Raw genomic sequence first — 24854 nt, forward strand, 5'->3', positions numbered from 1 at the left:
AACCTTATGGACAGCCCAAAGGCTTTCCACAAAGGGAAAGCCCGCGGCTGAGGCTATTTGAAATGTTAATTACTTCTTCGCGTTTTGTTCCACGCCGGAACCCACTTTCAAGCGCAGTGCATTCAAGCGGATAAAGCCTGTTGCATCGCCTTGATCGTAAGCCTTCGTTGGATCAGCTTCCATTGTAGCGATATCCGGGTTGTAGAGGGATACTGGGCTTTTCACGCCAGCGCCAATGACATTACCTTTGTACAGTTTCAAACGAACTGTACCGGATACGTTCTTTTGGCTCTCGGACACAAGCGCCTGAATCGCCAAACGCTCAGGTGCGAACCAGAAGCCATTGTATACAAGGGATGCATATTTCGAGATCAAGGAATCACGAAGGTGCATAACGTCGCGGTCCATTGTTAGGGATTCCATTTTACGGTGAGCGGTGAATAGGATCGTACCACCCGGAGTCTCGTACACGCCGCGGCTCTTCATGCCGACGAAACGGTTTTCAACCATGTCCACACGACCAATACCATGTTTCCCACCGATTTCATTCAACGTTTCCATCACTTCAAGTGGGGAAAGCTTCGTTCCGTTGATCGCTACGCAATCACCAGCAGCAAACTCAAGCTCGATGTACTCTGCTTGATCTGGTGCATCTTCTGGCGCAACGCTAAGCACGTACATGCCCTTGTTGGAGTCAGCAGCTGGATCGAACCAAGGATCTTCCAACATGCCGCTCTCGAAGGAGATATGTAACAAGTTGCGGTCTGTCGAATATGGTTTCGCTGCAGATGCCGTTACTGGAATGTTGTGCTTTTCGGCGTAAGCGATCATCTCTGCGCGGCCCGGGAACTCCTCGCGGAACTGCTCCAAACGCCAAGGCGCGATTACAGATAGCTCAGGCGCTAGCGCCGCTGCTGTAAGTTCAAAACGCACTTGGTCGTTACCTTTACCAGTAGCGCCGTGAGCAATCGCTGTTGCGCCTTCAGCGCGAGCGATCTCAACCATACGCTTCGCGATCAAAGGACGCGCAATGCTCGTGCCGAGCAGGTATTGCCCTTCATACAGAGCAGCCGCTTGGAACATCGGGTTGATGAAATCTTTCGCGAACTCAGCGCGAAGGTCGTCGATGTAGATTTTGGATGCGCCGGTTGCAAGTGCTTTTTCTTCCAAACCGTCCAGCTCATCCTTTTGCCCGATATCCGCTGTGAATGCAATGATTTCTGCGTCGTACGTTTCTTTTAACCATTTGAGGATAACTGATGTATCCAACCCGCCTGAATACGCGAGTACGATTTTTTCCTTAGCCATGTCTACTCTTCGCTCCGTTTCTACACTCTCATTTGAAATTTATATCATTGTCGCGGCCATGATAGCCTTTTGCGCGTGAAGACGATTCTCTGCTTGATCGAAAATAATGGAATGTCCGCCGTCGATGACGCCCTCGCTCACTTCTTCCCCACGGTGTGCAGGCAAGCAATGCATGAACAAGTAATCCTGCTTCGCATATTTCACCAAAGCCTCGTTGACTTGGAAGTTTTTGAACGCGATTTCCCGCTCCTGCTGCTCTGCTTCTTGCCCCATGCTAGCCCATACATCGGTATAGATGATGTCCGCATTCTCAACAGCTTCGCGTGGATCGCGCGTAACGAGCAGGCTTCCGCCTGTTTCAGCAATGTTTTCCCTAGATTGGCGAATCACTTCTTTATCAGCGTCATAGCCTTCTGGCGAAGCAATGGCGAAATCCATCCCTAGCTTGCTAGCTCCCATCATCAGGGAGTGAACCATGTTGTTGCCATCGCCGATATAAGCGACTTTGATGCCTTTCAAACGGCCTTTTTTCTCCAAAACCGTCTGATAATCCGCCATCACCTGACAAGGGTGCGCATGATCGGTTAAGCCGTTAATAACAGGCACTGTTGATCCTCGTGCCAGATCAATCACCTTGCGGTGCTCATAAGTACGAATCATAATTCCGTCTAGGTAACGGGATAGAGTTTGAGCGGTATCCCATACCGTCTCTCCGCGGCCCAGCTGCAGATCATTTTTGCTCAGGAAAAGCGCTTGGCCTCCCAATTGGTACATCCCCACTTCAAAAGACACACGCGTACGCGTCGAGGATTTCTCAAAAATCATGCCCAGCGTCTTACCCGCTAGCACGGCATGCGGCTCTCTTGCCTTCTGCTTGCGCTTCAGCTCGATGCCATAGTGAATCAGATATTCGATTTCTTCCGCTGTATAATCAATCAATGCAAGAAAATCCTTGCCCTTCAACTGGGCAGCCAGTTCTTCCTTGACCGTGCTATTCATGTGATCCAACCTCTCTACTGTAAACTTCGGTTAGACGCCGCTAATGGTGGATGCCTTCTGGGAGAGGACACCGCACACGACTTCTAATGCTTGATCTAAATCTTCTTGCGGTATCGTTAACGCCGGCACCAAACGAATCACGTTAGGTCCTGCTGGAATGACCAACACGCCTTGTTTGTGGATTTCGCTGATGATTTCGGCACTTGGCTGTGCACATTCAATACCAATGAGAAGGCCAATACCACGGATGCTTTTGACCAACGGATTACCCGCTAGCTTGCTCTCCAACTTCTTCACTGTGTATTCGCCTAACTGAGCTGCACGCTCTGGCAATTGATTGTCAATAATCGTGCTTAACGTTGCATGAGCCGCTGCTGTTGCAATCGGAGTTCCACCAAAGGTAGAACCGTGACTGCCTGCGCTGAAAGCTTCAGCCAAGTAACCTTTGCTCAACATCGCACCGATCGGGAATCCACCGCCAAGACCTTTGGCCAAAGTGAAAATGTCCGGCTCTACGCCATAATGCTCATAGGCAAAAAGCTTACCCGTACGACCTACGCCTGTCTGGATTTCATCAGCGATCAGAAGTAGATTATGTTCCTTACAAAGCTCAGCAAGCTGCTTCACAAATGTCGGATCCGCTGGCAACACGCCGCCTTCGCCTTGAACGAACTCAAGCATAACCGCACACGTCCGGTCGTTCACTAGGTTGCGAACAGACTCAATATCGTTATAATCCGCATAGACGAATCCTTCAGGAAGCGGAAGGAAACCTTCCTTTACTTTGTCCTGACCCGTTGCTGTTAATGTAGCAATCGTACGCCCATGGAAGGACATGTTGAACGTGATAATCTCGTAGCGGCCGTTGTTCAGCACTTTTTGCGAGTAGCGACGTGCGATTTTGATCGCAGCCTCGTTCGCTTCCGCTCCTGTGGAACAGAAAAACACAGCATCCGCACAGCTATTGTCTGTCAATAAACCAGCCAATTTTTCCTGATTCGGAATATGAAATAGATTACCCACATGCCAAAGCTGATCAAGTTGCTCGATCAATTTCTCTTTCACAACTTGCGGTGCATGCCCAAGAGCTGCAACGGCAATCCCGCTCATCATATCGATGTATTCCTTACCTGTATCGTCCCACAGTCGGCTGCCTTCACCTTTCACTAGCGTAATCGGATATCTGGCGTAGGTTGGAAATAACGAGCTTTTCCCTTGTTCTGTCATGTACATTCCCTCCTTATGGGGTTATTAAAATTAACGTACAATACGCGTGCCGATGCCTTCGCCTTTCAGCACTTTACTTAACACGTTCGGTTCCGAACCGTTCACGATAACCACTTCTTGCACTTGTCCTTGTATACAAGCAATCGCTGCACGAACCTTCGGGATCATGCCGCCATAGATGTCGCCACTTGTGATCATTTCTTCAATCTGCGCTACGCTGACGACAGGAAGCACTTGCTTCTCGCCATCCACAACCTTCATAATGCCAGGAACATCCGTCACCACAACCATTTGCTCTACACCAAGGTGGGAAGCGACAGCACCAGCTGCTGTATCGGCGTTGATATTATATCGCTGTCCGCCATCTGCACCAAGACCGACTGGCGCGATAACCGGAATGTAGCCCATACCGACAATCCCTTGAATTAGCTCCGCATTAACTTTCGTCACATCGCCTACAAGACCAACTTCATGGCTATTGGCTACCGGCTTCGCTTCGATCAAATGTCCATCCACACCGGACAAACCAAGCGCTCTCGCACCCGTCAACTGAATACGGCGTACGATTTCCTTGTTAATCTGGCCAGACAGCACCATCTCAACCACGTCGAGCACCGCTTCAGAAGTTACCCTTAGACCGTTCACGAAGCCTGACTCGATGCCCAACTTGCCTAACGTATCCGAAATAGCAGGACCACCGCCATGCACGATGACCGTAACGATTCCCTCTTCCTGAAGCTGACGCATATCTTCAAAAAAACTACTAGGCAGCGCCGCAAGCGTGCTACCCCCGCATTTCATGACAAAGCAATTGTTCTTCACTGCTCTTTTTCCTCCTTACGTCCGATATGCCGCATTAATGCGGACATAATCATAGGTCAAGTCGCAGCCCCAGCCCGTTGCTTTGCCTTCGCCCATATGTAAATTCACATGAATTTGAATCGTGTCTGTTTTCAAATAAACCAGCGCCGCTTCCTCGTCGAACTTCACGGGACGCGATTGCTCCAACACTGCGATATCGCCTAAGCGAATATCAACGGTATTCACGTTCACCGGCTGACCTGAGTAACCTACAGCCGCAATGATCCGGCCCCAGTTCGCGTCAGCGCCATATACGGCGGACTTCACGAGGCTCGATCCGATGATCGACTTCACGATCTTCCGCGCCGCATCGTCGCTCTCAGCTCCGATCACCGTCGTTTCGATCAGCTTCGTCGCGCCCTCGCCGTCACGTGCAATCGCTTTGGCCAAGTATTCGCCAACGTATTGGAACCCTGCCGCGAAAGCTTCCCAATCCGGGTGCCCCGGATGCAGGGAGTCGCCGCCGGCAAGCCCGCTTGCCATCACCACGACCATGTCGTTGGTGCTTGTATCTCCGTCAACGGTGATCATGTTGAACGTGTTATCTGTAATCCTGCTTAGCAACAGCTGCAGGTATTCGCTCTCAATCGCGACGTCGGTTGTCATGAAACCGAGCATCGTCGCCATGTTCGGGTGAATCATCCCCGAACCCTTAGCCGCTCCGGCAATGTGAACCTCTTTGCCGCCAACCACAACACGGACGCACGTCATCTTCTGCACGAGATCCGTCGTCAGGATCGACTGGCAGAAGTCTTCGCCGCCGTCTAGCTTCAGCTTCGCTGGCAGCTGCTCGATGCCGCTCAGCACTTTGCCCATCGGCAGCAGCTCGCCGATAACGCCCGTGCTCGTCACGCCGACGTGGTGCTCTGCCACGCCAAGCGCCTTCGCACTTGCCGCGCGCATAGCGCGAGCGTCGTCTTCGCCTTGCTGGCCGGTGCACGCGTTCGCGTTGCCGCTGTTCACGATCATCGCCTGCAGCTTGCCACTGTGGGCGATGCTTTCTTGCGTCACGCGCAGCGGTGCCGCTTGGAACGCGTTCAGCGTGTAAACGCCTGCCGCTGACGCAGGTACATCACAGAGGATCGCGCCAAGATCATAGCGCTCCGTCTTCTTCAATCCGCAGTGCAGTCCGCCTGCTCGAAAGCCCTTCGGTGTTGTTACAGTGCCCTCTGGCACGACAGTGAAGCTAACTTGGTCCGACATGGTCGTCTACTCACCTATCCTCATCTTCTTGTTATGGATATACCGGTGCGAACAACAACCCTGTCGTTTCGTCCCAGCCTTGCATAATATTTAAGTTTTGAATCGCTTGACCTGCGGCACCTTTAACAACATTGTCGATAACCGACACGATCGTTACACGTCCTGTACGCTCATCCACAGCGAAGCCGATATCACAGTAGTTCGAGCCCATAACTTCCTTCGTTGAAGGATATTTGCCAAGTGGGCGAATCCTTACGAATTTGCGGCCTTCATAGTACTGACGATACTTTTCGATAAATTCTTCAGCTGTATGTTCACCTGTTAGCGTGGCATACATCGTCGCCATAATCCCGCGTGTCATTGGCACAAGGTGCGTCGTGAACGTCGTCACAACCGGTTTCCCGGCAATGCGGCTCAGCGCTTGCTCGATTTCCGGGATGTGTTGGTGCTTATTTATTTTGTAAGCCGATAAATTCTCATTCACTTCGGAGTAGTGTGCGCCTAGGCTCAAACTTCGACCCGCACCCGATACACCGGATTTTGCATCAATGATAATCGTAGACGGATCAATCCATCCTGCTTCAACCGCAGGAATAAGTCCTAGCAGCGTTGCTGTTGGGTAACAACCTGGGTTCGCGATCAGATCGCTGCCCTTCACTTCGTCCCCGAACACTTCGGATAGACCGTAAATCGAACGCGCCAAAGCTTCTTCCGAAGCAGCCGGCTTTTTGTACCATTTTTCATAATCGCTAGCGGACTTCAATCTCAAATCCCCCGAAATATCAATCACTTTCAGGCCCGCCTCGATCAATTTAGGCGAAAGTCCAGCGCTCACACCTGCCGGAGTAGCTAGAAACACAACGTCTGCTTTACCAGCGATCAAATCAACATCAAGGACATCGAGAATATCGACGACCACTTCCTGCAAATGTGGAAAATGCTCCGCCAACGGCGCTCCTGCATTCGAAGTTGAAATAACGGATGTAATATGTACAAGTGGATGCGCCTGCAAAAGACGAATCAATTCCGCACCACCATACCCTGTTGCTCCAATAATAGCCGCTCTAATGCTCTGACTCATTCCCATGACCTCCCGATGTTCCGAAAATATATGTATTATTATACATTCGTATACATAATAATTCAATGAATTTTTTTGCGCTCTAGCTTTGGCCAAAATTGCTATTCAGCAAGGTATTTCAAGGCTTTTATCCGGTAAAATCGAATTAATTTTAGTTAACTGAATAGTCTGACTATATCGAGTTATATACACATTATGCATCAATTTTCGCAAGTCGTGCATAAAACTAATCGTAATCACCGCCATCGCTTCTTTCCGTTACCCATTCGCTCAGCCTTACTCATTATCCCAAAGACTATAGCCGGAAGGCAAATTATGTTAGTTACCCTTGAGTTATGCACATTTGTACACAGGCATTGTGTATAAGTCGGGGGATTACACACAATTTGCCAACAAGTTATCCACAAAAAAGACCATCAGGCATATTTCTCCCGACGGCCATCCACTACGCGTGGCGCTTAAACCCTTCTCCCAACACTTCATTCGTTTCACTCAAAATTACAAAAGCCTGTGGATCCACGGATTGCACCAGTGTTTTTAACCGACTAACTTCATTCTGTTTCACGACCACCATCATGACCGTCCGCGATTCACCCGTAAATCCACCCGATCCGCTAAGTTCGGTTAACCCGCGATCCAAATCGTACAAAATCGCCTTCCTTATGGCATCCGTATGATCCGAAATAATAAAGGCCACTTTGGCATAATTAAAGCCGAGCTGCACAATATCAATCGTTTTAGTCGTAACGAATAATCCGATCATCCCGTATAGCGCATTCTCTGGGGTAAACACTAGGGCCGAGCTGATAATGACAAGCCCATCGAATATGGCAACCGAAAAGCCTAGGCTTAAGCCGGAGTATTTATGTAATAATTGTGCTGCCAACCCAAGCCCGCCTGTGGATCCACGCCCTTTGAAGACAATACCCAGACCCAAACCTACACCTATGCCTCCGTATACAGCAGCTAACAGTGGATTATGCGTCGGCACGCCTAAGTGGGTCGTGACGAGTACGCAGAATGGGAAAATAACCGATCCTACGATGGCTTTAATACCGAATTTCTTCCCGAGCAGCCACAGCGCTAACAGCAAAATTGGAATATTGAGCGCCCATTGTGTGTACGCCGGGTTTATTTTGGTGACTTCCTGCAAAATGGTCGAAATCCCCGATACCCCACCTGTCGCGATTTGGTTCGGGTTCAGAAAGCTGTTAAAACTCGCTGCCATGATCAACGAACCAACGATCAGTAATATATATTCAAAAAGGGTATGCGTGGGACTTCCCATTGTGATTCGTGGTTCTCTTCTGGACACCCGTGGTCCTCCTTCGTTCGTTTACATGAAAAATCCTACACCCATTAGGTGTAGGATCAACGTTTATGACGTGAACCATGCACAGCCCGGCAAATCAGCTTGCTTGGCTTGTGGCAGGCTTATTCTGGCTTCCGTATTTGATGACGCAGATACGCGTCGATGAAGGTATCGAGATCCCCGTCCATGACGGCTCCAACGTTACCCGTCTCAGCGGAGGTTCTATGGTCCTTCACCATGCTGTACGGATGAAAAACGTAGGAGCGAATCTGGCTGCCCCACGCAATATCCGACTGCTCGCCGCGAATCTCGGCAAGGTGCTTCAATTGCTCTTCGATCTTCCGCTCATAGAGCTTGGAGCGAAGCATCTTCATCGCTTTCTCGCGGTTCTTGATCTGCGAGCGCTCTTGCTGACAGCTCACCACAACGCCAGTCGGAATGTGCGTAATCCGCACAGCCGAGTCCGTGGTGTTGATGTGCTGACCGCCGGCGCCGCTTGCGCGGTACGTATCGATCTTGAGATCCTCGGAGCGGATCTCACCCACGTCGGTGTCGTCTTCGATCTCTGGCATCACGTCACACGATGCGAACGAGGTGTGACGACGGCCAGAGGCGTCGAACGGCGAGATCCGGACGAGCCGGTGCACGCCCTTCTCTGCCTTCAGATAGCCGTAGGCGTTGAAGCCTGTGATCTGCAGCGTGACACTCTTCACGCCGGCTTCGTCGCCGGGCAAATAGTCGAGTACCTCGACCTTGTAGCCCCGCTTCTCTGCCCAGCGGCGGTACATCCGCAGCAGCATCTCTGCCCAGTCCTGCGACTCGGTGCCGCCGGCGCCTGGATGCAGCTCTAGAATCGCATTCAGCCGGTCGTACGGCTGATTGAGCAGCAAACCAAGCTCGAAGGACTCGAGCTTCTTGACGAGCGCCGCGATGCCGGTTTCGATGTCTTTGACAAGACCCGCATCGCTCTCTTCTTCTTCGAGTTCGACCATGACCTGAATATCCTCGAACGCGTTCGTGAAGCCTTGGAACTCATCCACGACACTCTTGATCACGTTGAGCTCAGCGATCGTCTTCTGGGCACGTTCGTTATCGTCCCAGAAGTCTGGCGCGCCCATTTTCTCCTCAAAATCCCCGATGGCTTCTAGCTTATGATCTAAGTCAAAGAGACCCCCGTAATTCGGTTAGTCGCTTCGCTGTTTCTCTTAAGTCTTGTTTCACTTCTGGTTCTAGCATGTCGTACACCTCGTTTATTCTGCTTGCATGTACCTAGACAGGTTGTTTAGTTGCTTACATGCCTTGCCCGTGGCACTGCTTGAACTTCTTGCCGCTGCCGCATGGGCATGGGTCGTTGCGTCCAATACGCTGCTCTTCATCGCGTACCAGCGGTTTTTTTCCGCCTGCTTCATTCTTCGTATCAACAGCCTGACCTTCCGCTACCGCTTGGCGCTCCAGATTGCTCTGTACGTGCGCTTTCATGATGTACATCGCGACTTCTTCACGAATGTTGTCGATCATCTCTTGGAACATCTCGAAGCCTTCGAATTGATACTCACGAAGTGGATCTGTACCGCCATATGCACGTAAGTGAATACCTTGGCGCAACTGATCCATCGCATCGATGTGATCCATCCATTTGCTATCTACCGCACGAAGCGCTACGACCTTTTCAAATTCACGCATGAATTCTGCGCCAATTTCCGTTTCACGCTCATCATACCGTTTGCTCACAAGATCTTTGATCAGCTCAATGATCTCATCTTGCTCTTTACCCCAAATGGTTTGATCGGTAATTTGTGCATCGTCGTGCAGCAAGTTGTTGTTCACAAAGTTCGCAACTTCTTGCAGTTCCCACTCTTCTGGGATTTGCTCCTCAGGACAGTGTGCTTTCACGATGCGCTCGATTACGGCACCGATCATACCCTCGATGACTTCGCGGATATTTTCGGACTCCAGCAACTCGCGGCGCTGTTTATATATAATTTCACGTTGTTGATTCATAACATCGTCATATTGAAGGACGACTTTACGCACGTCGAAGTTGTTACCCTCAACGCGTTTTTGCGCGGATTCCACGGCACGAGAGATCAATTTGCTCTCAATTGGTTGATCTTCTTCCATACCGAGACGATCCATCATCGCCATAATATTTTCAGCGCCGAATCGTTTCATCAATTCATCTTCAAGAGAAAGGTAGAATTGTGAGGAACCAGGGTCACCTTGACGTCCTGCACGTCCACGCAGCTGGTTATCAATCCGTCTGCTTTCATGACGTTCTGTACCTATAATATGCAAGCCGCCAGCTTCATGTACGCCTTGACCTAGCATAATGTCTGTACCACGGCCCGCCATGTTCGTAGCGATCGTTACGGATCCTGGTTGACCTGCACGTGAAACGATTTCCGCCTCTTCAGCATGATACTTAGCATTCAATACTTTGTGTTGAACGCCTTTCTTCTTCAGCATTTCGGAAAGCTTCTCGGAGTTTTCAATCGATACTGTACCGACAAGCACCGGCTGATTGAGTTTATGGCGTTCTAGGATTTGCTCCACAACAGCTCTGAACTTACCGTTCTCTGACTTATACACCACGTCCGGTAGATCCTTACGAATCATAGGGCGGTTCGTCGGCACGATAATAACTTCAAGGCCGTAAATTTTCTTCAACTCTTCTTCTTCCGTCTTCGCCGTTCCCGTCATTCCCGCTAGCTTGCGGTACATACGGAAATAGTTCTGGAACGTAATCGTAGCGAGTGTCATGCTCTCGTTCTGAACTTTCAGCTGCTCTTTCGCCTCAATGGCTTGGTGCAACCCATCACTATAGCGACGGCCAGTCATGATACGGCCAGTAAATTCATCAACGATCATAACTTCTTCTTCTTGAACAACGTAGTCCACGTCACGTTTCATAATGAAACGCGCTTTAAGTGCTTGTGTGATGTGATGGTTGATGTTGACGTTCTGATGATCGAATAAGTTCTCAATGCCAAAAGCTCGTTCGCCTTTCGCAACGCCTTCTTCCGTCAATGCGACAGCACGCACTTTGATATCGATTGTGTAGTCTTCTTCTTCTTTCAGCGTCGAAACAAAACGGTCTGCCGTAAAGTACATATCTGTCGATTTCGCGGCTTGTCCGGAAATAATCAATGGCGTTCTCGCTTCATCGACTAGAATGGAATCCACCTCATCGATAACCGCATAGTACAGCGGACGTTGAACCATCTGCTCTTTGTACAGCACCATGTTGTCTCGCAGGTAGTCAAACCCGTATTCGTTATTCGTGCCATACGTAATATCACAAGCATAAGCTGCTTGCTTCTCTTCATGAGACAAGTCATGCAAGTTAACCCCAACGGTTAATCCGAGGAACTCGTAGATTTGACCCATTTCGGCGCTATCCCGCTGTGCCAAATAGTCATTGACGGTAACAACGTGTACACCTTTTCCAAGCAAAGCATTCAAATAAACAGGAAGTGTTCCAACAAGCGTTTTCCCTTCCCCTGTTCTCATCTCTGCGATACGGCCTTCGTGCAGAACCATACCCCCGATAAGTTGAACGTCATAATGACGTTTTCCTAGTACACGGATACCTGCTTCTCTGACTACTGCAAAAGCTTCAGGCAATAAATCATCGATTTCTTCGCCTTTCTCAAGACGTTCTCTGAACTCGATTGTTTTCCCTTTTAACTCTTCATCGGTCAGCGGTTTAATGCTGGCTTCAAGCTCGTTGATGTAGTCAACGGCCTTGAGCATCCGTTTAATCTCCCGTTCATTGGAATCACCAAAAATTTTCTTCACTAGTCCTAGCATCGGTGAACCCCTTTCCCTTACGTTCGTATCCTTAAATTGTACCACTTATGACAGTCTTGTCGCAACAAACGAGCATTCTCTTCCATCTAAAACCTATAGAAATAGGACTTAAAAACCATGCTTTCCGTATTTCTTAGTATGAAATGGAGGTGCCCCTAACATGCATAGCAAGGTTTATGACTTCATGTGCTAAAGGAAAGAGCTTAATCCGATGATATCGAATTAAGCTCACTTGATCATTTTGTATAGGAATGATATTGAATGTATTAGGCAATTTGTTTATGCATTACATCGCTGGTTCGATTAAACCGTACTTACCGTCGTCTCGTTTGTAGACCACATTGACTGTGTCTGTCTCCATGTTCGAGAATACAAAGAAGTTATGACCCACCATATTCATTTGGAGAATCGCTTCTTCCACGTCCATCGGCTTCAGATTGAAGCGTTTGTTACGTACGAGTTCAAAGTCCTCTTCTTCTTCCATGTAGGAAGCTGCCGCGACTTCTACCTTGAACAAATCACGTTTGCCGCCATCTTGGCGAATTTTACGATTCGTCTTGGTCTTGTGCTTACGAATTTGACGTTCTAATTTGTCCACAACCAGATCAATGGATGCGTACATGTCTGTGTTGCGTTCTTCAGCTCGCAGTAGCACTCCTGTTAATGGGATGCTTACTTCGATGGCCTGAAGACCTTTAACCACGCTTAGCTTTACTTGTACATCGGATGTAAGGGGAGCTTCAAAATACCTCTCTAGTCTATTCAACTTCTTGTCGACATAGTCTCCGAGGGCTTCAGTAACTTCAAGGTGTTCTCCGCGAATGCTAATTTCCATAGTTAAACATCTCCCTTCCTTCTTACATTATACTACATTCCACTCAATCTTCATAATTCCTTTAAATTCCGAGCTAAACTTTCTATGCAAAATATAAAAAACACCCCAGAGTATGTCCCTAGGGTGATCTTGTCATCGTTGTATGCGATAGCACAACACGTGCCGATTAATTATAGTCTGCTTACGTTTGCAGCTTGTGGTCCGCGTGCGCCTTCTACGATGTCAAACTCAACAGCTTGACCTTCGTCTAGCGTTTTGAACCCTTCAGACTGAATCGCTGAGAAATGCACGAATACATCCCCACCATCTTCGCGCTCAATGAAGCCATAGCCTTTTTCTGCGTTAAACCATTTCACTTTACCTTGCATATCGTACACAATCCTTTCGTTTTAAAAAATATAAAAAAGAGTTTAAATAAAATGTAAGCCCTTTCTTTTTGACTATAACACCTACTTGCTTGACCTGTCAATTTCTAACTTTTAATTAAATAGAATATTTAGAAAATTCAAGTATTTACATCCCGTGGATAACTGCAGAATTTGTAGAATCCTGTCATGACGGGCTTCTTTACATGTTATTAACAAAGTTATTAACAGGTTTATGCACATTATCCACAGGATGAATGGAGAGAATTATGGATAACTCGCGCTAAAACAGTTCATTTATTCACATGGTGGGGCCAGATCGGATTGTTTATCCACGGAATGATGTAGGGGTTTGAGGAAAACAGGGGATAAAAGAAAAAACCCCCTGCCGCGGCAAAAGGTTGGTGTGGATAGACTACTTTTTCTTGTCGAAGAAGTAACTATCTCCGTCATATTGGTTATCATACGCATTCTTTTGCGTCTTCCCGTTGTCAATCTTAGTCAATTGGGATCTAGCCTGATCACGGAATTTTGTTAGTTTTTGAAGGAAGATGGGGTCAAGGCTCACGATCGATTCAATACGATCCTTGAACTTCTCCTTATCACCGTCAGATGCATTTTCTGTAGCATTTATTAGCGCTTGCATCAGTAGGCCACGCTGCTCCATATACTCGGATAGCTGGTCTATATCCATCGTAGTAAGCTCTGCTAACGCTTGCTGTGTACGTTTTTCTAATTCAGCAACCAACTCACCCATGCGTAGCTCCAGCTGGTGCAGTACTTACTGCGCCGCTTTTAACTTGTAACGCAGCTTGCATCCAAGTTTCTTTCAACTGAATCAGATAACCTAACACTTCTTCAGCTGGCTCCACAGATTTTTTCATATTAGCTTCAATTAAACGGTAATTGAAGTACTCATATAATCGCAACAACTCAACGGCAATTGGAGCATTACGATCAATCGTGATGGAGAATTCGCTAATAATGTCCTGTACCTTGACTAGGTTGGTGTTAGCGTCTTGGTAGTTGGTATTTTTCAAAGCCTCAATACCCGCACGGCAAAAACGAATAGCCCCATCACAAAGCATAATTAACAATTGCGCCGGGCTTGCTGTTTGAACAGTGTTCTCCAAGTATTTATTACGTTGGGCTTGAATCATGGATATTTCCCCCTAGTTTAAAGTAGGACTCTTACTAGCCCATTTGCTGTGTTAGTTGTGCACTTTGTGCCGTCATTTGATTCATATATTTTTCCATGGCGGTGAATTGATTGTAGTAGCGAGTTTCAAGTGCTTCAAGTTTGTCTGTAAAATTGTCGATACGTTTGTTCATGTCTTTTAACGTTTTACCCATGAGATAACTAGAATCAACGCTATTCGTAATACCAGCTTTAGATGAGATGTTCTTGAATAAAGCATCAGCCTGATCAGAAAGACGTCTTGCCAATCCGTCACCTTTATTCGAATCTTTGACCCCGTCATTTGCGGTAAACAAAGCCATCACTTCGTCAGGCTTTTCTGCTATCGCTTTCTTTAATTTATCATCATCGATATAAATTTTACCGTTCTCTAAATAGCTACCCGAAATACTCTTTCCACTAATATTAGCTGTTGATATCCCTATTTGAGAAAGGGTTTTTGCATTGCCCACAGGAAGTCCATCAACAGCACTTGAGAAGGCTTGTCTAAAATTACTTAAACCACTTGTAAGTAATGAATCACTGCGGAGCAAACCACTTTTTGCTTTGGATTCCCAAATTGTGATCTGATCTTCCTTCATGGCTTCTCGCTGCTCGTCAGTAAGTGGAGTGAAATCTTTATATTTCTTTTCGGAAGTCTTCGTATTTACTGTGTCAATAAGCTCGTTATATTTATCTACAAACGATTTGATGGAGTTAAATACCGTATCCACATCGCGTGTGTTTGTGATATTAACCGCGGTTGCTGAAGTTTTTTTAATGGTAATATTCATCCCACTGATAGCAAAGGTGTTCGTGTCGTAATCCGCTGTAGCCCCATTGAATTCGATTTGAGCCTTTTGTCCTGTGATACGGAACGAGGAATAATCTTTACCTGGATTAGTCGGACTATTAGGATCATGCGATGGAATTGGTGCACTAACTCCGAGCTTATCAAGAAGAGAGTAAGAGTCAACTGTTGCGTCACTGAAAGTAATCGGTTTCGTTTGATCGGGATTGTTAAATGCAATTTTATTATTTTCGTCTAAATATGCGGATACACCAGACTTACCAATGTCCGAACTATTAATTTGGTCAATCAACTGGCCCACCGTGGTTGTCTTGGATATCTCATAATCAAGTGACTTTCCGTTAACTTCCATATGAAACTTCTGAACGGTTGTTAAATCCTTGTCGATTAGCGTTGCACTGCCAGTAGTGAAGTTCACAGTTCCTGTAAGTGTTTGTCCTTTATCGACTACATCAGTTGAGAGCGGAGTATTCGGTGTTACTGGATTGTTATCTGCATCGCCTTTTAACTTTAACACCGAAGTTAGTAGATTATGACCATTCTCTTCGCTTCCCATTTTAAGATCAATTGCTGCTTTACTTCCCGTTGAAGACGATGCAAAGAAAAATTTATCAATGGTTGCATCATAGCTCATCGTTACGCCAGTAGTACTTGATTTACCGTTGACAGATGCAACTAAGACTGCAATAGAATCTGTTGGTTTGACTGTTATCGTTGCCGTTCCTTTTTCCCCACCAATGGATAACGTTGTGTTAGCAGTAAAAGTTGGATCGATGTCCTTGAGTAATGCAGCTTCCGATGATTTTCCAGTTGCTTCGGAAGTCACTGAGGCCGATGTAGCAAGCTTATTAACTTTCAACGAATAAATGCCCTCTGGTGCTGTTGCTGTAGAAGTAACTGAGAATACACTCTCATCAGCTGAGGAAGACTTCTTAGATTGAAAGGTCCCTTGACGTGTCATGTCCGTTGCTGCGCTACGAAAATTTAAAATCTTCGTATTTATCGCACGATAATCGTCGCGTTGCCATTCAAGTAATTGCTTTTGTTGTTTAAGCTTATCTTGTGGTATTTTAGCCGCAGTCATTAGCTTCTTGACTGTATCATCAATATCAATACCTGAATTTGAAAACCCACTCAATCGTAGTACCATATTATCCTACCTCTCATGCTGGAATACTAACTTTTATCTCTTCTCATCGACAAGAATCCCTGCCATTTTCCAGAGTTTAGCTACAAAATCCAAACTCTTTTCTGGCGGAATTTCACGAATCGTTTCGCCTGTATCTTTATCTAACACTTTTACGGAGATTAACTTCGTTTTTTGATGGATAGAAAACTCAAGCGAAGTTGTTCTTCCTTGCATGGCTTTGATGGCGTGCTCAATCGCTCTAACGACTTGCGCATCACTAATTGTGACATTCTCACCTTGCAATTCCGCTTGTTTGAGTTCCGATGTATTCGTAAAATTGGATGCAATGATTGCTGCTGCATTGCTCGTTCCGATCTCATCCACTTTATGAACCTTTACTTGTTCAGGAGAAGGTCTGCTATCTCCCGGATTTCCAAAGCCACTTACAGGGTTATTAATACTCATAGAAACAACCTCCAGCCGAAGATATACATATATCTTATATATCGGATGGAGGTTTGATATTTATTAGAATAAAATGTATTACTAATGGTTCAACTTCTTATTTTAAGATAATAGAGCAAAGGCTGCTATATTTGTTTTTTAAAGTGTTCGTAATATTGGCTAATTAACACTAAATCACTTTGATAGTTGGCAGGATTATTATTCATACTAGTTTCAAAGAATTCTTTCCTCGTACAGAACTCATATACCTTATCAAGTAATTCCAAAGGCCTGCTATCCACCTTTTTATAATAGATATTTATTGCAAGCACTGCCAAAAACATTGTTTTTAAACAAAGCTTAATATACATCTCCCTAAAGAGAGCAAGATCCTCTGCACATATTTCCAGCTTTTCAATAATTCTAAAAAAATCTTCATGTTGCTCTATTCTTCCTTCAATTGTTGCATAGGTCGGAATAATTATTTCATTAAATACTGTCTCACCAACCTCCATTTTTTCTGCTTCTCCCTCAATCACAAGAACAAGATCTGTGCCGAGCACATTCCCATATTGGCATAATAACAGCTCCCAAAACATATGGGGATACCAGAAGCAGACGCTATTAGTTATATTTTCTTTAATAAACTCAATTCCCCTGTATTTCTTTAATAAATCATTATTAAAAATAATACCTGATATATAGTTAGAACTAAGCATAAAAGTTAATAATGCATCTTTGCCTAACTTTGCTGTCGTGAAAGCTGGCGGTCTACTTTGAATTGAAGTTGATGTTCTTATAAGGGCTAAGGTTTCTTTTGCTTGATTTATCGTACTCATTATCTTATCCAGACTATCGAAGTCAATTAAATCTTCATCACTTAGTAGCAGGATGAACTTTCCTCTAGCTAGTTCACATACTTTGCAGAGATTAATCGCAAATCCTTGGTTTTCTTTAAAAGAAAAGTAATGGAACCTTGTGTCATCAATATGCCCAATCTTTTCATAATGCTCTTTTGTTGTATTCTCGGTTCCATTATTAGAGAGGATAACCTCGATTTCTTCATCATAGGAGGATTGCAATAAATGAGTAATATTATCATAAGCTCTGTTTCCCCTATTATAGCTTGGTATACAGATGCTAAGTAGTATGTTGTCTCCTTTTCGATTACCTTTTAAAAGACGAAATTTATGGACTTCATTGAGACCTTCTTGTACTTCAATGCTTTTATTTGAATTATTAATCATATTCCTAGGAAGGAATGCACTACAGCTTTTAAAATAATTTATCATACTACTCACGCTATCAAAAATTAAAACGTTAGATAGAATAGCATCATTTAATAAAGCACCCTGCAAACAAGCAAGAAACCTCCTAATATCGTCTAAAACAATATAGGCTTTCTTGTTCATTTTCCTGACTGCGTTAGTATAGGATAGAATACTTCTCCAATCCCAACTTTCTACTAACAAAAAATCTGAAAATGGGTTTATAGTTGGTATTGACTTCAGGACTTGATATTTGAATAACGCTATTTTATCTTTAATAACCTTTTGCTCTCTATCATACATATAATATTCATTTGCATTTCCTGTAGGTAATAACCAAAAACTCAAACTTTGAAAACCAATTGCTTCCTTTATATAACTATTTGAAACTAAAAACTGAATATTAGTTTCATATATTTTTTGAAATTCATTACTATTTGGTTCAACAAAAGCCTCCAATAGAAACTTCTCTATTTCATCTTTTGGATAGCCATGGTCCTGAGCTTTAACATACATTTCAAAGAAACCTTCGTATTCCGAAACTCTAAAAAGAAAATATGCAAAAGAAGCATAAGCGTTTGCTTTCACCTCTTCACTCGCTTCGTATCCTTCACTTTCAATCTTGTTGATTAGCTCAGTAAAAGCTTTATATGCAAAATCAACGGAGCCATCTTCTAACAACTTATCTATATCTTGCAGATCTTGTTCTAACCATTGCTTATCATATACATCCCTATTTTTCATTTTAACATCACCTTAAACAAGTTATTTTCCCTTTAAGCACGACTTATTATTAAATAATAAAAATACCCCCTACAAAGTAGTGAGTATAATACCCTAACTCAAATCATTTTTGATTTATTCAAGTTTCAGAAAATTAGATAATATCCTTAAACCAATTTCCCCGCTTTTTTCAGGATGAAATTGACAACCATACACCGATCCCGATTTAATGACAGCAGAAATTTGTCTGCCGTTATAATAACTGTCTGCAAGTCTATTCTCAAGGTTATCCGGAATAACTGTATAGGAATGGACAAAGTATGCGGAAGATTCGATTGCAATAGCTTCTAAAATTGTCCTATCCCAACTCGTACTCAATCTTTGCAGCTCATTCCAACCAATATGAGGGATTTTGTGTCTTTGCTTATTTAGATCAGTACCGGGTATTGCCACAACGCGCCCCTTAATAATACCCAAACCTTGATGAAGGCCAAATTCTTCACTAGTATCCATAAGCATTTGCATACCGAGACAGATTCCTATGAAAGGCCGATTTGAGTTTGCATAATTTACTATGGGCTCAACAAGTCCCCTATCCTGTAAACCTTTCATACCATCTTGAAAAGCACCAACACCAGGTAATACTACTCTTTCTGAATTTAAAATAATTTCTGGATCATCCGTTAGAGTGACTTGGGCACCACATGCCTCAAATGCGTTTGTAACACTATAAATGTTCCCTACACCGTAATCGATTATGGTTACTTGTGAGTTACTCATAATGTACTCCTAAGTTCGATGCCATTTCTTTTTGCACCATCTCTTATTTCCCTCAAAGAACTTCGATCATAATGCAAAATATCAGCCATGGCTACCGCATCAGCCTTTCCTTCTCTTATTACATCCACTAAGTGCTCCACTTTTCCCATTCCCCCACTTGCAATTACGGGGATAGTAATTGAAGTACTCACTTGCCTTACGAGTTCAACATCAAACCCTTTTTTCGTTCCCTCTTGATCCACAGAAGTCAGTAATATTTCACCTGCTCCTAGATCCTCTCCACGCTTTACCCATTCAATAACATCTATGCCGGTACGTTCACGACCATTGTCTGTATATACTTCCCACTTTTGAGGTCCTACCTTCTTAGCTTCTATAGATAAGACCATACATTGAGAGCCAAATTTCCGAGATATTTGTTTAATCAATTCGTGATTGCGGGTGGCCGCTGTGTTAATGGCAACTTTATCAGCCCCTGCTCTAAGTAGCTGATAGACATCATCTACCGAGCGAATTCCTCCACCTACGGTTAAGGGAATGAAAACATTTCGGGCTGTATATTTCACAATTTCCGTTAGATTATTTCTTTCATAAAGACTAGCTACTGCATCCATGTATATAATCTCATCGATACCTTGCTCATAATATCTTTGTGCAAAAACCTGAGGGTCCCCTAAAACGCGAAGACCCTCCAGATGAATGCCTTTTATTAAGTTTGGCCCTTTAATATCAAGTCGAGCAATTAGTCGAATATTACTCATTTGTTACTCCTTTGTTACTCCTTTATTAAGACCAAACTTTACTCCACTATTCCTGATAATATGGAATTTGGTTTCCTACTCAAGCCATATCGGTTTACGTAGTTTCCATGTACCATTTTCTTGTATCCATAGATGCTCAGCTCTCCAGCAATTGATCACTTCCCAAAATTGATCTTCCGTAATATCACAATAATCTAAGAATGCTTTATAATGCTTTTGCGGGAATTCGCCATCGTATCGTTTTATAAGCGCTATTCCTTCTTCTCTTGTTATTTTATTATCCCTTATTTCATGAGCAGCATCTGAGGTAGTCCTACCTAGACCAAACTTAATATAAGCTAAGTAATAGTGGAATCCATCAATTTTATCATCCAAGCTGGCGTACTTTGAATAGGTACCCTCTGATCTTTCCGTGTTTGCATTGAATCCTGTATGTTCAGAGCAGTAGTAATAGTTTTCCTGAGGATCCCAAAACGTGTAATACCCCATAAAATGAATCTCAGTTTTATTATTAACAATTTTCTCATACTCAGGCGCCTTATATGGGTAGATATCCGCTTGATTAACACCCTTATCTGTCCAAAATTCCGGTGGAAGCCCTGAGAAATAGTGTTTATCATGATCTTGAATATCTCTAGTTGGTTTGAAAGCATTCTTCATATCCCCACCATACTCAACCTCACCATTCTCACCATACATAATTAGAGAAATACTATTTTGAACAGCAACACGAAGTGGAAAGTTTGTTTGCCCATAGATGAAAGGTTGGAATGGATCGCCAACATGAATAAAAGATAATTTGGTCATTAATCTATGAATTTTACCATTAGGTGTCCCAAGAATATTATCAAACCCCGATTGAATGAAATTATCGAGATTTTGTCTTCCAATCTCTGTTGGGATATGAGGAGCCCAAGTCACAGTAAGGGGGTTCATACCATATTTATACTTTAGCAGATGCGCAACATAGGAACCATCCTTCCCGCCGCTACATGGTACAACTACATCGTATGAACCATCCCTTTTACGGTATTTATCACATAACTCTTCTAATTCTTTCTCTCTTAGTTTCCAATCTATTTTTGTTCTTTTGAATTCTGCAAAATTACAAGCACTGCAAACTCCATTCTCATCAAAGGTAATTCTCGGTCGTTGGTTTGAAATCGTGCATTTAACGCAATATTTAACAATTTCCGGTAAATTGTATTTCCTCAGCACATCAATTTTTTGCATGCTTTATTCACCCCTATAATTAAAAGCAATCTTTTCTTATTTTCATTACATCATATATTAGCACTCAGATCTTTTTTTCATTAAAAACTCAACAAACTCGAAGTCCATAGCAGTATCAATATCATATGAACGCTCTTGCGGCATAATATATGCACCAGTTTCCTTATGAAGGAAACTCTTTTGTTCTTTCAGCCAACCTATTTTCGCTACATAGATAGCACCATTTAGTACATAGCTAACTGGAAGTTCTTGACGAGTTGCTAATCGATTTTCAATTTTAAGCAATGGATCTAAAGTGCCATCGACATTCAGTTTGTACATCCAATATGGGCTTTTGATTGATTCGCTAACCGAAACGCAAGACGGGTAACCTTCTGCGATGCATATTTCAATACATCTATCAATGTCTATGGCACTTCTTAACGGAGAAGTTGGTTGCAATAAAACCACATAGTCATAACCTTTAACATTATCTATCGCATGCAATACTGGTTCTATACCAAGCGTTCCATCTAAAGCAAGTTCGCTAGGCCTAATAAATGGAACCTCACATTCAAAAGATTGAGCAACTGAAATAATCTCTTCGTCGTCAGAAGATAGTATAAGATTATCTAAGTATTGTGATTTTTTAGCTTCTTCAATAGTCCAACCAATCAGGGGCTTACCAGCAATATTCCTTACATTTTTCCTAGGTACACCTTTAGAACCACCCCGTGCTGTGATTACCCCTAGAACACGACTCCCTTCAATCATAAAAACCTCTCTTTATACTCATTATTAGCACGATTAAAATCATCTACCTGGCCGATGTCAATCCAATATTCTCTAATGGGGAACACAGTTGTTTCCAGTTTATGCTCAATACAAACTTCAAATAGATTTGGCATGTCATAAAAAGAATCCTTGGGTACAAACTTTACTACCTCGGGATCAAGTACATAGATGCCCCCATTAACAAAAAATAATTGTTTTGGCTTTTCCACAATATTCATTAATCGGTGATTATCAATTTGAACAACACCATAAGGCACTTGAAATTCATACTCTCGTACACACATAGTCGCCTTGGAATTATTATCTGTATGAAACTGAAGTAATTGTTGGAAATTAACTTTAGTGAGTAAATCGCCATTCATAACAATGATAGGTTCAGTTGGTTTGTCTCCAATTAAACTAAGCGCACCAGCGGTTCCTAGCTTCATGCTTTCTTCGATATACCGAATTTCTACTCCCCATTTCGAACCATCACCAAAATAATCTCTTATCATATCCGCCCTATAGTTGACAGACAAATAAAATCGATAAAAGCCCTGGTCAATAAAGTTCTCAATAATGGTTTCTAGAATAGGCTTGATTCCAACTTTAAGTAGTGGCTTAGGGCAATTATCAGTCATAGGACTCAATCGAGTTCCTAATCCTCCTGCCATTAATAACACACAGTTATGAAGTTTTTTCGATTGAACTAGCTCCTCGAATAATTCGATTCCTGTTAAACAACCATTATCATTAACAATTGGAATTTGATGCAATCTATGATCTTTCATTTTTTGAAGTATATTTTCTCTACTTTCATGGACACTTCCTGTGAAGGGTTGCGTATTCATTACTAAACTTACTTGAGATTGCAGACTTATACCATTCAAAATACCACGTCTAATATCTCCATCTGTTACTGTTCCCAACAATTTGTTATGTGAATCGATTACAAGAGCTATCTGTAGTGAACCCTTATCAATAATCTCTAAGGTAGAAAGTATTGAGGTATCCGCATTAACTGTAACTTCTTTCCAAAATTTCATTTGTCCACTTCCTTCGCCGGAACACCATATGCAGTTCTATTGGCTTGCACATCTTTTAAAACAACAGATCCCGCACCAATTGTACTATTAGGATGAATATGCACCTGTTGAATGATTGTTGAACCACTCCCGATATGGGACCCTTCATCTACTACAACTTCTCCCGAAATTATTACGCCAGGAGCTATATGAACATGCTTCCCTATCAAACAGTCGTGGTCAACTGACGCCTTAGTGTTAATTATCGAATTATCACCAATTGAACTGCCTACTTGAACAATAGCTCCCGCCATCACTTGGATACCTTCTCCTAATCTTGCATTCGGAGAAATAATAGAGGACGGATGGATTACATTAGTAAAAGTAAAACCCATCTCTTTATATTTCAAATATATTTGCTTGCGTACACACAGGGTCTTTATAGAACCAATTCCGTTAACTAATAGAATACTTTCAGGATCTCTCTGTAATATGTAATCATCAGTCCCAAGAAAAGGTATTCCTAGAATAGTATCTCGTCCACTAAGAGGATCTAACTCCGTATATCCAAGAATTTGTTTAGAATCTAATAATAGACTTTCAATTAGAACCTTAGCGTGCCCCCCGCCACCGATAATAATAATGGGGAGATTCATATATCAACCATTTCATCGGAAAGATAATCCTTATCAGATCGCTTCCCAATTAAATCCCACAGCATCATTGGAGAAACCCCACCACCAGGACGTTTAATTGCTAAGTTTTCTTCCGTGAATAGTTCTCCTTGCGTAATCCGTCTTGCAGCAACAATACTTCTTCTTGCTACCACCCGATTTCCTTCTTCAGAAGAAGTAGGGGACTTCTCCCTGGTACCTAGCGATACTTCAATTTGCCTTATTGATGCGATCATCATTTTAAGCTCGCCAGGTTCGAGTGAAGCTTTGTGATCAGGACCTGATAATCCTCTATCAAGAGTAAAATGCTTCTCAATAACGACAGCATTTCTAGCAGCTGCGGCAATAGGGACGGCTATACCTTCCGTATGGTCGGAGAAACCAACATTAAGTCCAAAAGACTCCCTCAAGGTATCCATAGCTAATAAATTGACTTCATTAAAGGGCGCTGGGTATTCTGTCGTGCAATGCAGCAAAATAACCTTTTGCTTCAATATTCTTTTACCCTCATCCGACGCAAAAGCCTGTTGGAAAGCCAATAGTGATGGTATCAAGTCATCGGCCTTCAAATATCCAAATGCCAGAACCCCTAGTGCTGCTTCCACTTCCGCTAAAGTACTCATTCCAGTAGATACTATTAAGTTCGCACCCGACTCAGCCGCTTTCAGCAAAAGAGGAGCATTAGTGATTTCTCCTGAAGGTAACTTCAGAGTTGTGAGTTTCAACTTTTCAGTAAGCAGTTCCACGCTACTTATATCAAAAGGAGTTGATAAGAACTGAATACCCCGTTTTTTGCAATGTTCTAGAAGCTCTAAGTGATTCTCTAAAGTCAATTCCAACTTCTTAAGCATCTCAAACTGAGATTCGTCTTGATCCGTGGAATTCTTCTGGTATTGAGCTTTTGGAGCATTCTGTGTTACTAAATTTTTCGCATTAAAGGTTTGAAATTTAACAGCATCGGCTCCCGCATTTGAGGCTTCATCAATTAATTGCTTAGCCATCTCCATCGAGCCATTATGATTTACACCAGCCTCAGCAATAATGTAGCACTTTTTCATCTAGAGCCTCCAAGCAA

23 protein-coding genes are annotated in these 24854 nt (G+C 43.6%); all 23 read right to left on the minus strand.

Annotated features, from left to right (window positions below):
• Positions 1-69: 69 nt before the first annotated feature.
• Complete coding sequence (locus L6I86_RS21390) at positions 70-1308, minus strand: argininosuccinate synthase (RefSeq protein ID WP_236290375.1); 1239 nt, start codon at positions 1306-1308, stop codon at positions 70-72.
• 39 nt (positions 1309-1347) lie between these two features.
• Positions 1348-2307, minus strand: a complete 960-nt coding sequence (gene argF, locus L6I86_RS21395) for an ornithine carbamoyltransferase (RefSeq protein WP_056611505.1) — start codon at positions 2305-2307, stop codon at positions 1348-1350.
• A gap of 30 nt (positions 2308-2337) precedes the next feature.
• Positions 2338-3534: an acetylornithine transaminase gene (locus L6I86_RS21400; protein WP_236290377.1), complete on the minus strand. Its 1197-nt coding sequence runs from the start codon at positions 3532-3534 to the stop codon at positions 2338-2340.
• A 30-nt stretch (positions 3535-3564) separates the two neighbouring features.
• Entirely contained in the window at positions 3565-4335 is a 771-nt protein-coding gene (argB, locus tag L6I86_RS21405; protein ID WP_236290543.1) for an acetylglutamate kinase, read from the minus strand.
• 36 nt (positions 4336-4371) lie between these two features.
• Positions 4372-5598, minus strand: coding sequence for a bifunctional glutamate N-acetyltransferase/amino-acid acetyltransferase ArgJ (gene argJ / locus L6I86_RS21410; protein ID WP_236290380.1), 1227 nt, complete (start codon positions 5596-5598; stop codon positions 4372-4374).
• Positions 5599-5629: 31 nt separating this feature from the next.
• A complete protein-coding gene (gene argC / locus L6I86_RS21415; protein WP_236290382.1) occupies positions 5630-6679 on the minus strand; it encodes an N-acetyl-gamma-glutamyl-phosphate reductase in 1050 nt (349 codons plus the stop codon).
• Between the two features lie 445 nt (positions 6680-7124).
• Entirely contained in the window at positions 7125-7967 is an 843-nt protein-coding gene (locus L6I86_RS21420) for a YitT family protein (protein ID WP_236290545.1), read from the minus strand.
• Positions 7968-8113: 146 nt separating this feature from the next.
• Positions 8114-9227, minus strand: a protein-coding gene (gene prfB, locus L6I86_RS21425; protein WP_171633253.1) for a peptide chain release factor 2 whose coding sequence is annotated in 2 segments (ribosomal slippage) — positions 8114-9154 and positions 9156-9227 — 1113 coding nt in all. Because the reading frame shifts where the segments join, the coding sequence is not laid out codon by codon here.
• 54 nt (positions 9228-9281) lie between these two features.
• The gene (gene secA, locus L6I86_RS21430; RefSeq protein WP_056611523.1) at positions 9282-11801 is read right to left on the minus strand and encodes a preprotein translocase subunit SecA; all 2520 of its coding nucleotides are present in this window, start codon (positions 11799-11801) and stop codon (positions 9282-9284) included.
• A gap of 286 nt (positions 11802-12087) precedes the next feature.
• The gene (hpf, locus tag L6I86_RS21435; RefSeq protein WP_056611526.1) at positions 12088-12636 is read right to left on the minus strand and encodes a ribosome hibernation-promoting factor, HPF/YfiA family; all 549 of its coding nucleotides are present in this window, start codon (positions 12634-12636) and stop codon (positions 12088-12090) included.
• A gap of 170 nt (positions 12637-12806) precedes the next feature.
• Positions 12807-13004 (minus strand): cold shock domain-containing protein, encoded by a 198-nt coding sequence (locus L6I86_RS21440; RefSeq protein WP_028556842.1) that lies wholly within the window; start codon positions 13002-13004, stop codon positions 12807-12809.
• A 412-nt stretch (positions 13005-13416) separates the two neighbouring features.
• Positions 13417-13758: a flagellar protein FliT gene (gene fliT, locus L6I86_RS21445; RefSeq protein ID WP_236290384.1), complete on the minus strand. Its 342-nt coding sequence runs from the start codon at positions 13756-13758 to the stop codon at positions 13417-13419.
• Positions 13751-14161, minus strand: coding sequence for a flagellar export chaperone FliS (gene fliS / locus L6I86_RS21450; RefSeq protein WP_236290386.1), 411 nt, complete (start codon positions 14159-14161; stop codon positions 13751-13753). Before fliS ends, fliT begins: the two co-directional genes overlap by 8 nt.
• Before the next feature lie 34 nt (positions 14162-14195).
• Complete coding sequence (fliD, locus tag L6I86_RS21455) at positions 14196-16127, minus strand: flagellar filament capping protein FliD (protein WP_236290388.1); 1932 nt, start codon at positions 16125-16127, stop codon at positions 14196-14198.
• A 45-nt stretch (positions 16128-16172) separates the two neighbouring features.
• Entirely contained in the window at positions 16173-16583 is a 411-nt protein-coding gene (locus tag L6I86_RS21460) for a flagellar protein FlaG (protein WP_236290390.1), read from the minus strand.
• 125 nt (positions 16584-16708) lie between these two features.
• Positions 16709-18574 carry a glycosyltransferase gene (locus L6I86_RS21465; protein ID WP_236290392.1) on the minus strand — a complete coding sequence of 622 codons (1866 nt, stop codon included), beginning with the start codon at positions 18572-18574 and terminating at the stop codon, positions 16709-16711.
• A gap of 114 nt (positions 18575-18688) precedes the next feature.
• Entirely contained in the window at positions 18689-19333 is a 645-nt protein-coding gene (gene hisH / locus L6I86_RS21470; protein WP_236290394.1) for an imidazole glycerol phosphate synthase subunit HisH, read from the minus strand.
• Positions 19330-20094, minus strand: a complete 765-nt coding sequence (gene hisF, locus L6I86_RS21475) for an imidazole glycerol phosphate synthase subunit HisF (RefSeq protein WP_236290396.1) — start codon at positions 20092-20094, stop codon at positions 19330-19332. The genes hisH and hisF overlap by 4 nt, the downstream gene beginning before the upstream one ends.
• 75 nt (positions 20095-20169) lie before the next feature.
• Positions 20170-21327, minus strand: coding sequence for an N-acetyl sugar amidotransferase (locus L6I86_RS21480; protein WP_236290398.1), 1158 nt, complete (start codon positions 21325-21327; stop codon positions 20170-20172).
• A 57-nt stretch (positions 21328-21384) separates the two neighbouring features.
• Positions 21385-22080 (minus strand): acylneuraminate cytidylyltransferase family protein, encoded by a 696-nt coding sequence (locus L6I86_RS21485; protein WP_236290400.1) that lies wholly within the window; start codon positions 22078-22080, stop codon positions 21385-21387.
• On the minus strand, positions 22077-23126 hold the full coding sequence (locus L6I86_RS21490; RefSeq protein WP_236290402.1) for a nucleotidyltransferase family protein: 1050 nt from the start codon (positions 23124-23126) through the stop codon (positions 22077-22079). The genes L6I86_RS21485 and L6I86_RS21490 overlap by 4 nt, the downstream gene beginning before the upstream one ends.
• Positions 23123-23761 carry an acetyltransferase gene (locus tag L6I86_RS21495; RefSeq protein WP_236290404.1) on the minus strand — a complete coding sequence of 213 codons (639 nt, stop codon included), beginning with the start codon at positions 23759-23761 and terminating at the stop codon, positions 23123-23125. The genes L6I86_RS21490 and L6I86_RS21495 overlap by 4 nt, the downstream gene beginning before the upstream one ends.
• Positions 23758-24837 (minus strand): N-acetylneuraminate synthase, encoded by a 1080-nt coding sequence (gene neuB / locus L6I86_RS21500; protein WP_236290406.1) that lies wholly within the window; start codon positions 24835-24837, stop codon positions 23758-23760. The genes L6I86_RS21495 and neuB overlap by 4 nt, the downstream gene beginning before the upstream one ends.
• Between the last annotated feature and the right edge of the window lie 17 nt (positions 24838-24854).

The sequence above is a fragment of the Paenibacillus allorhizoplanae genome, assembly GCF_927798215.1.
Classification (GTDB): domain Bacteria; phylum Bacillota; class Bacilli; order Paenibacillales; family NBRC-103111; genus Paenibacillus_E; species Paenibacillus_E allorhizoplanae.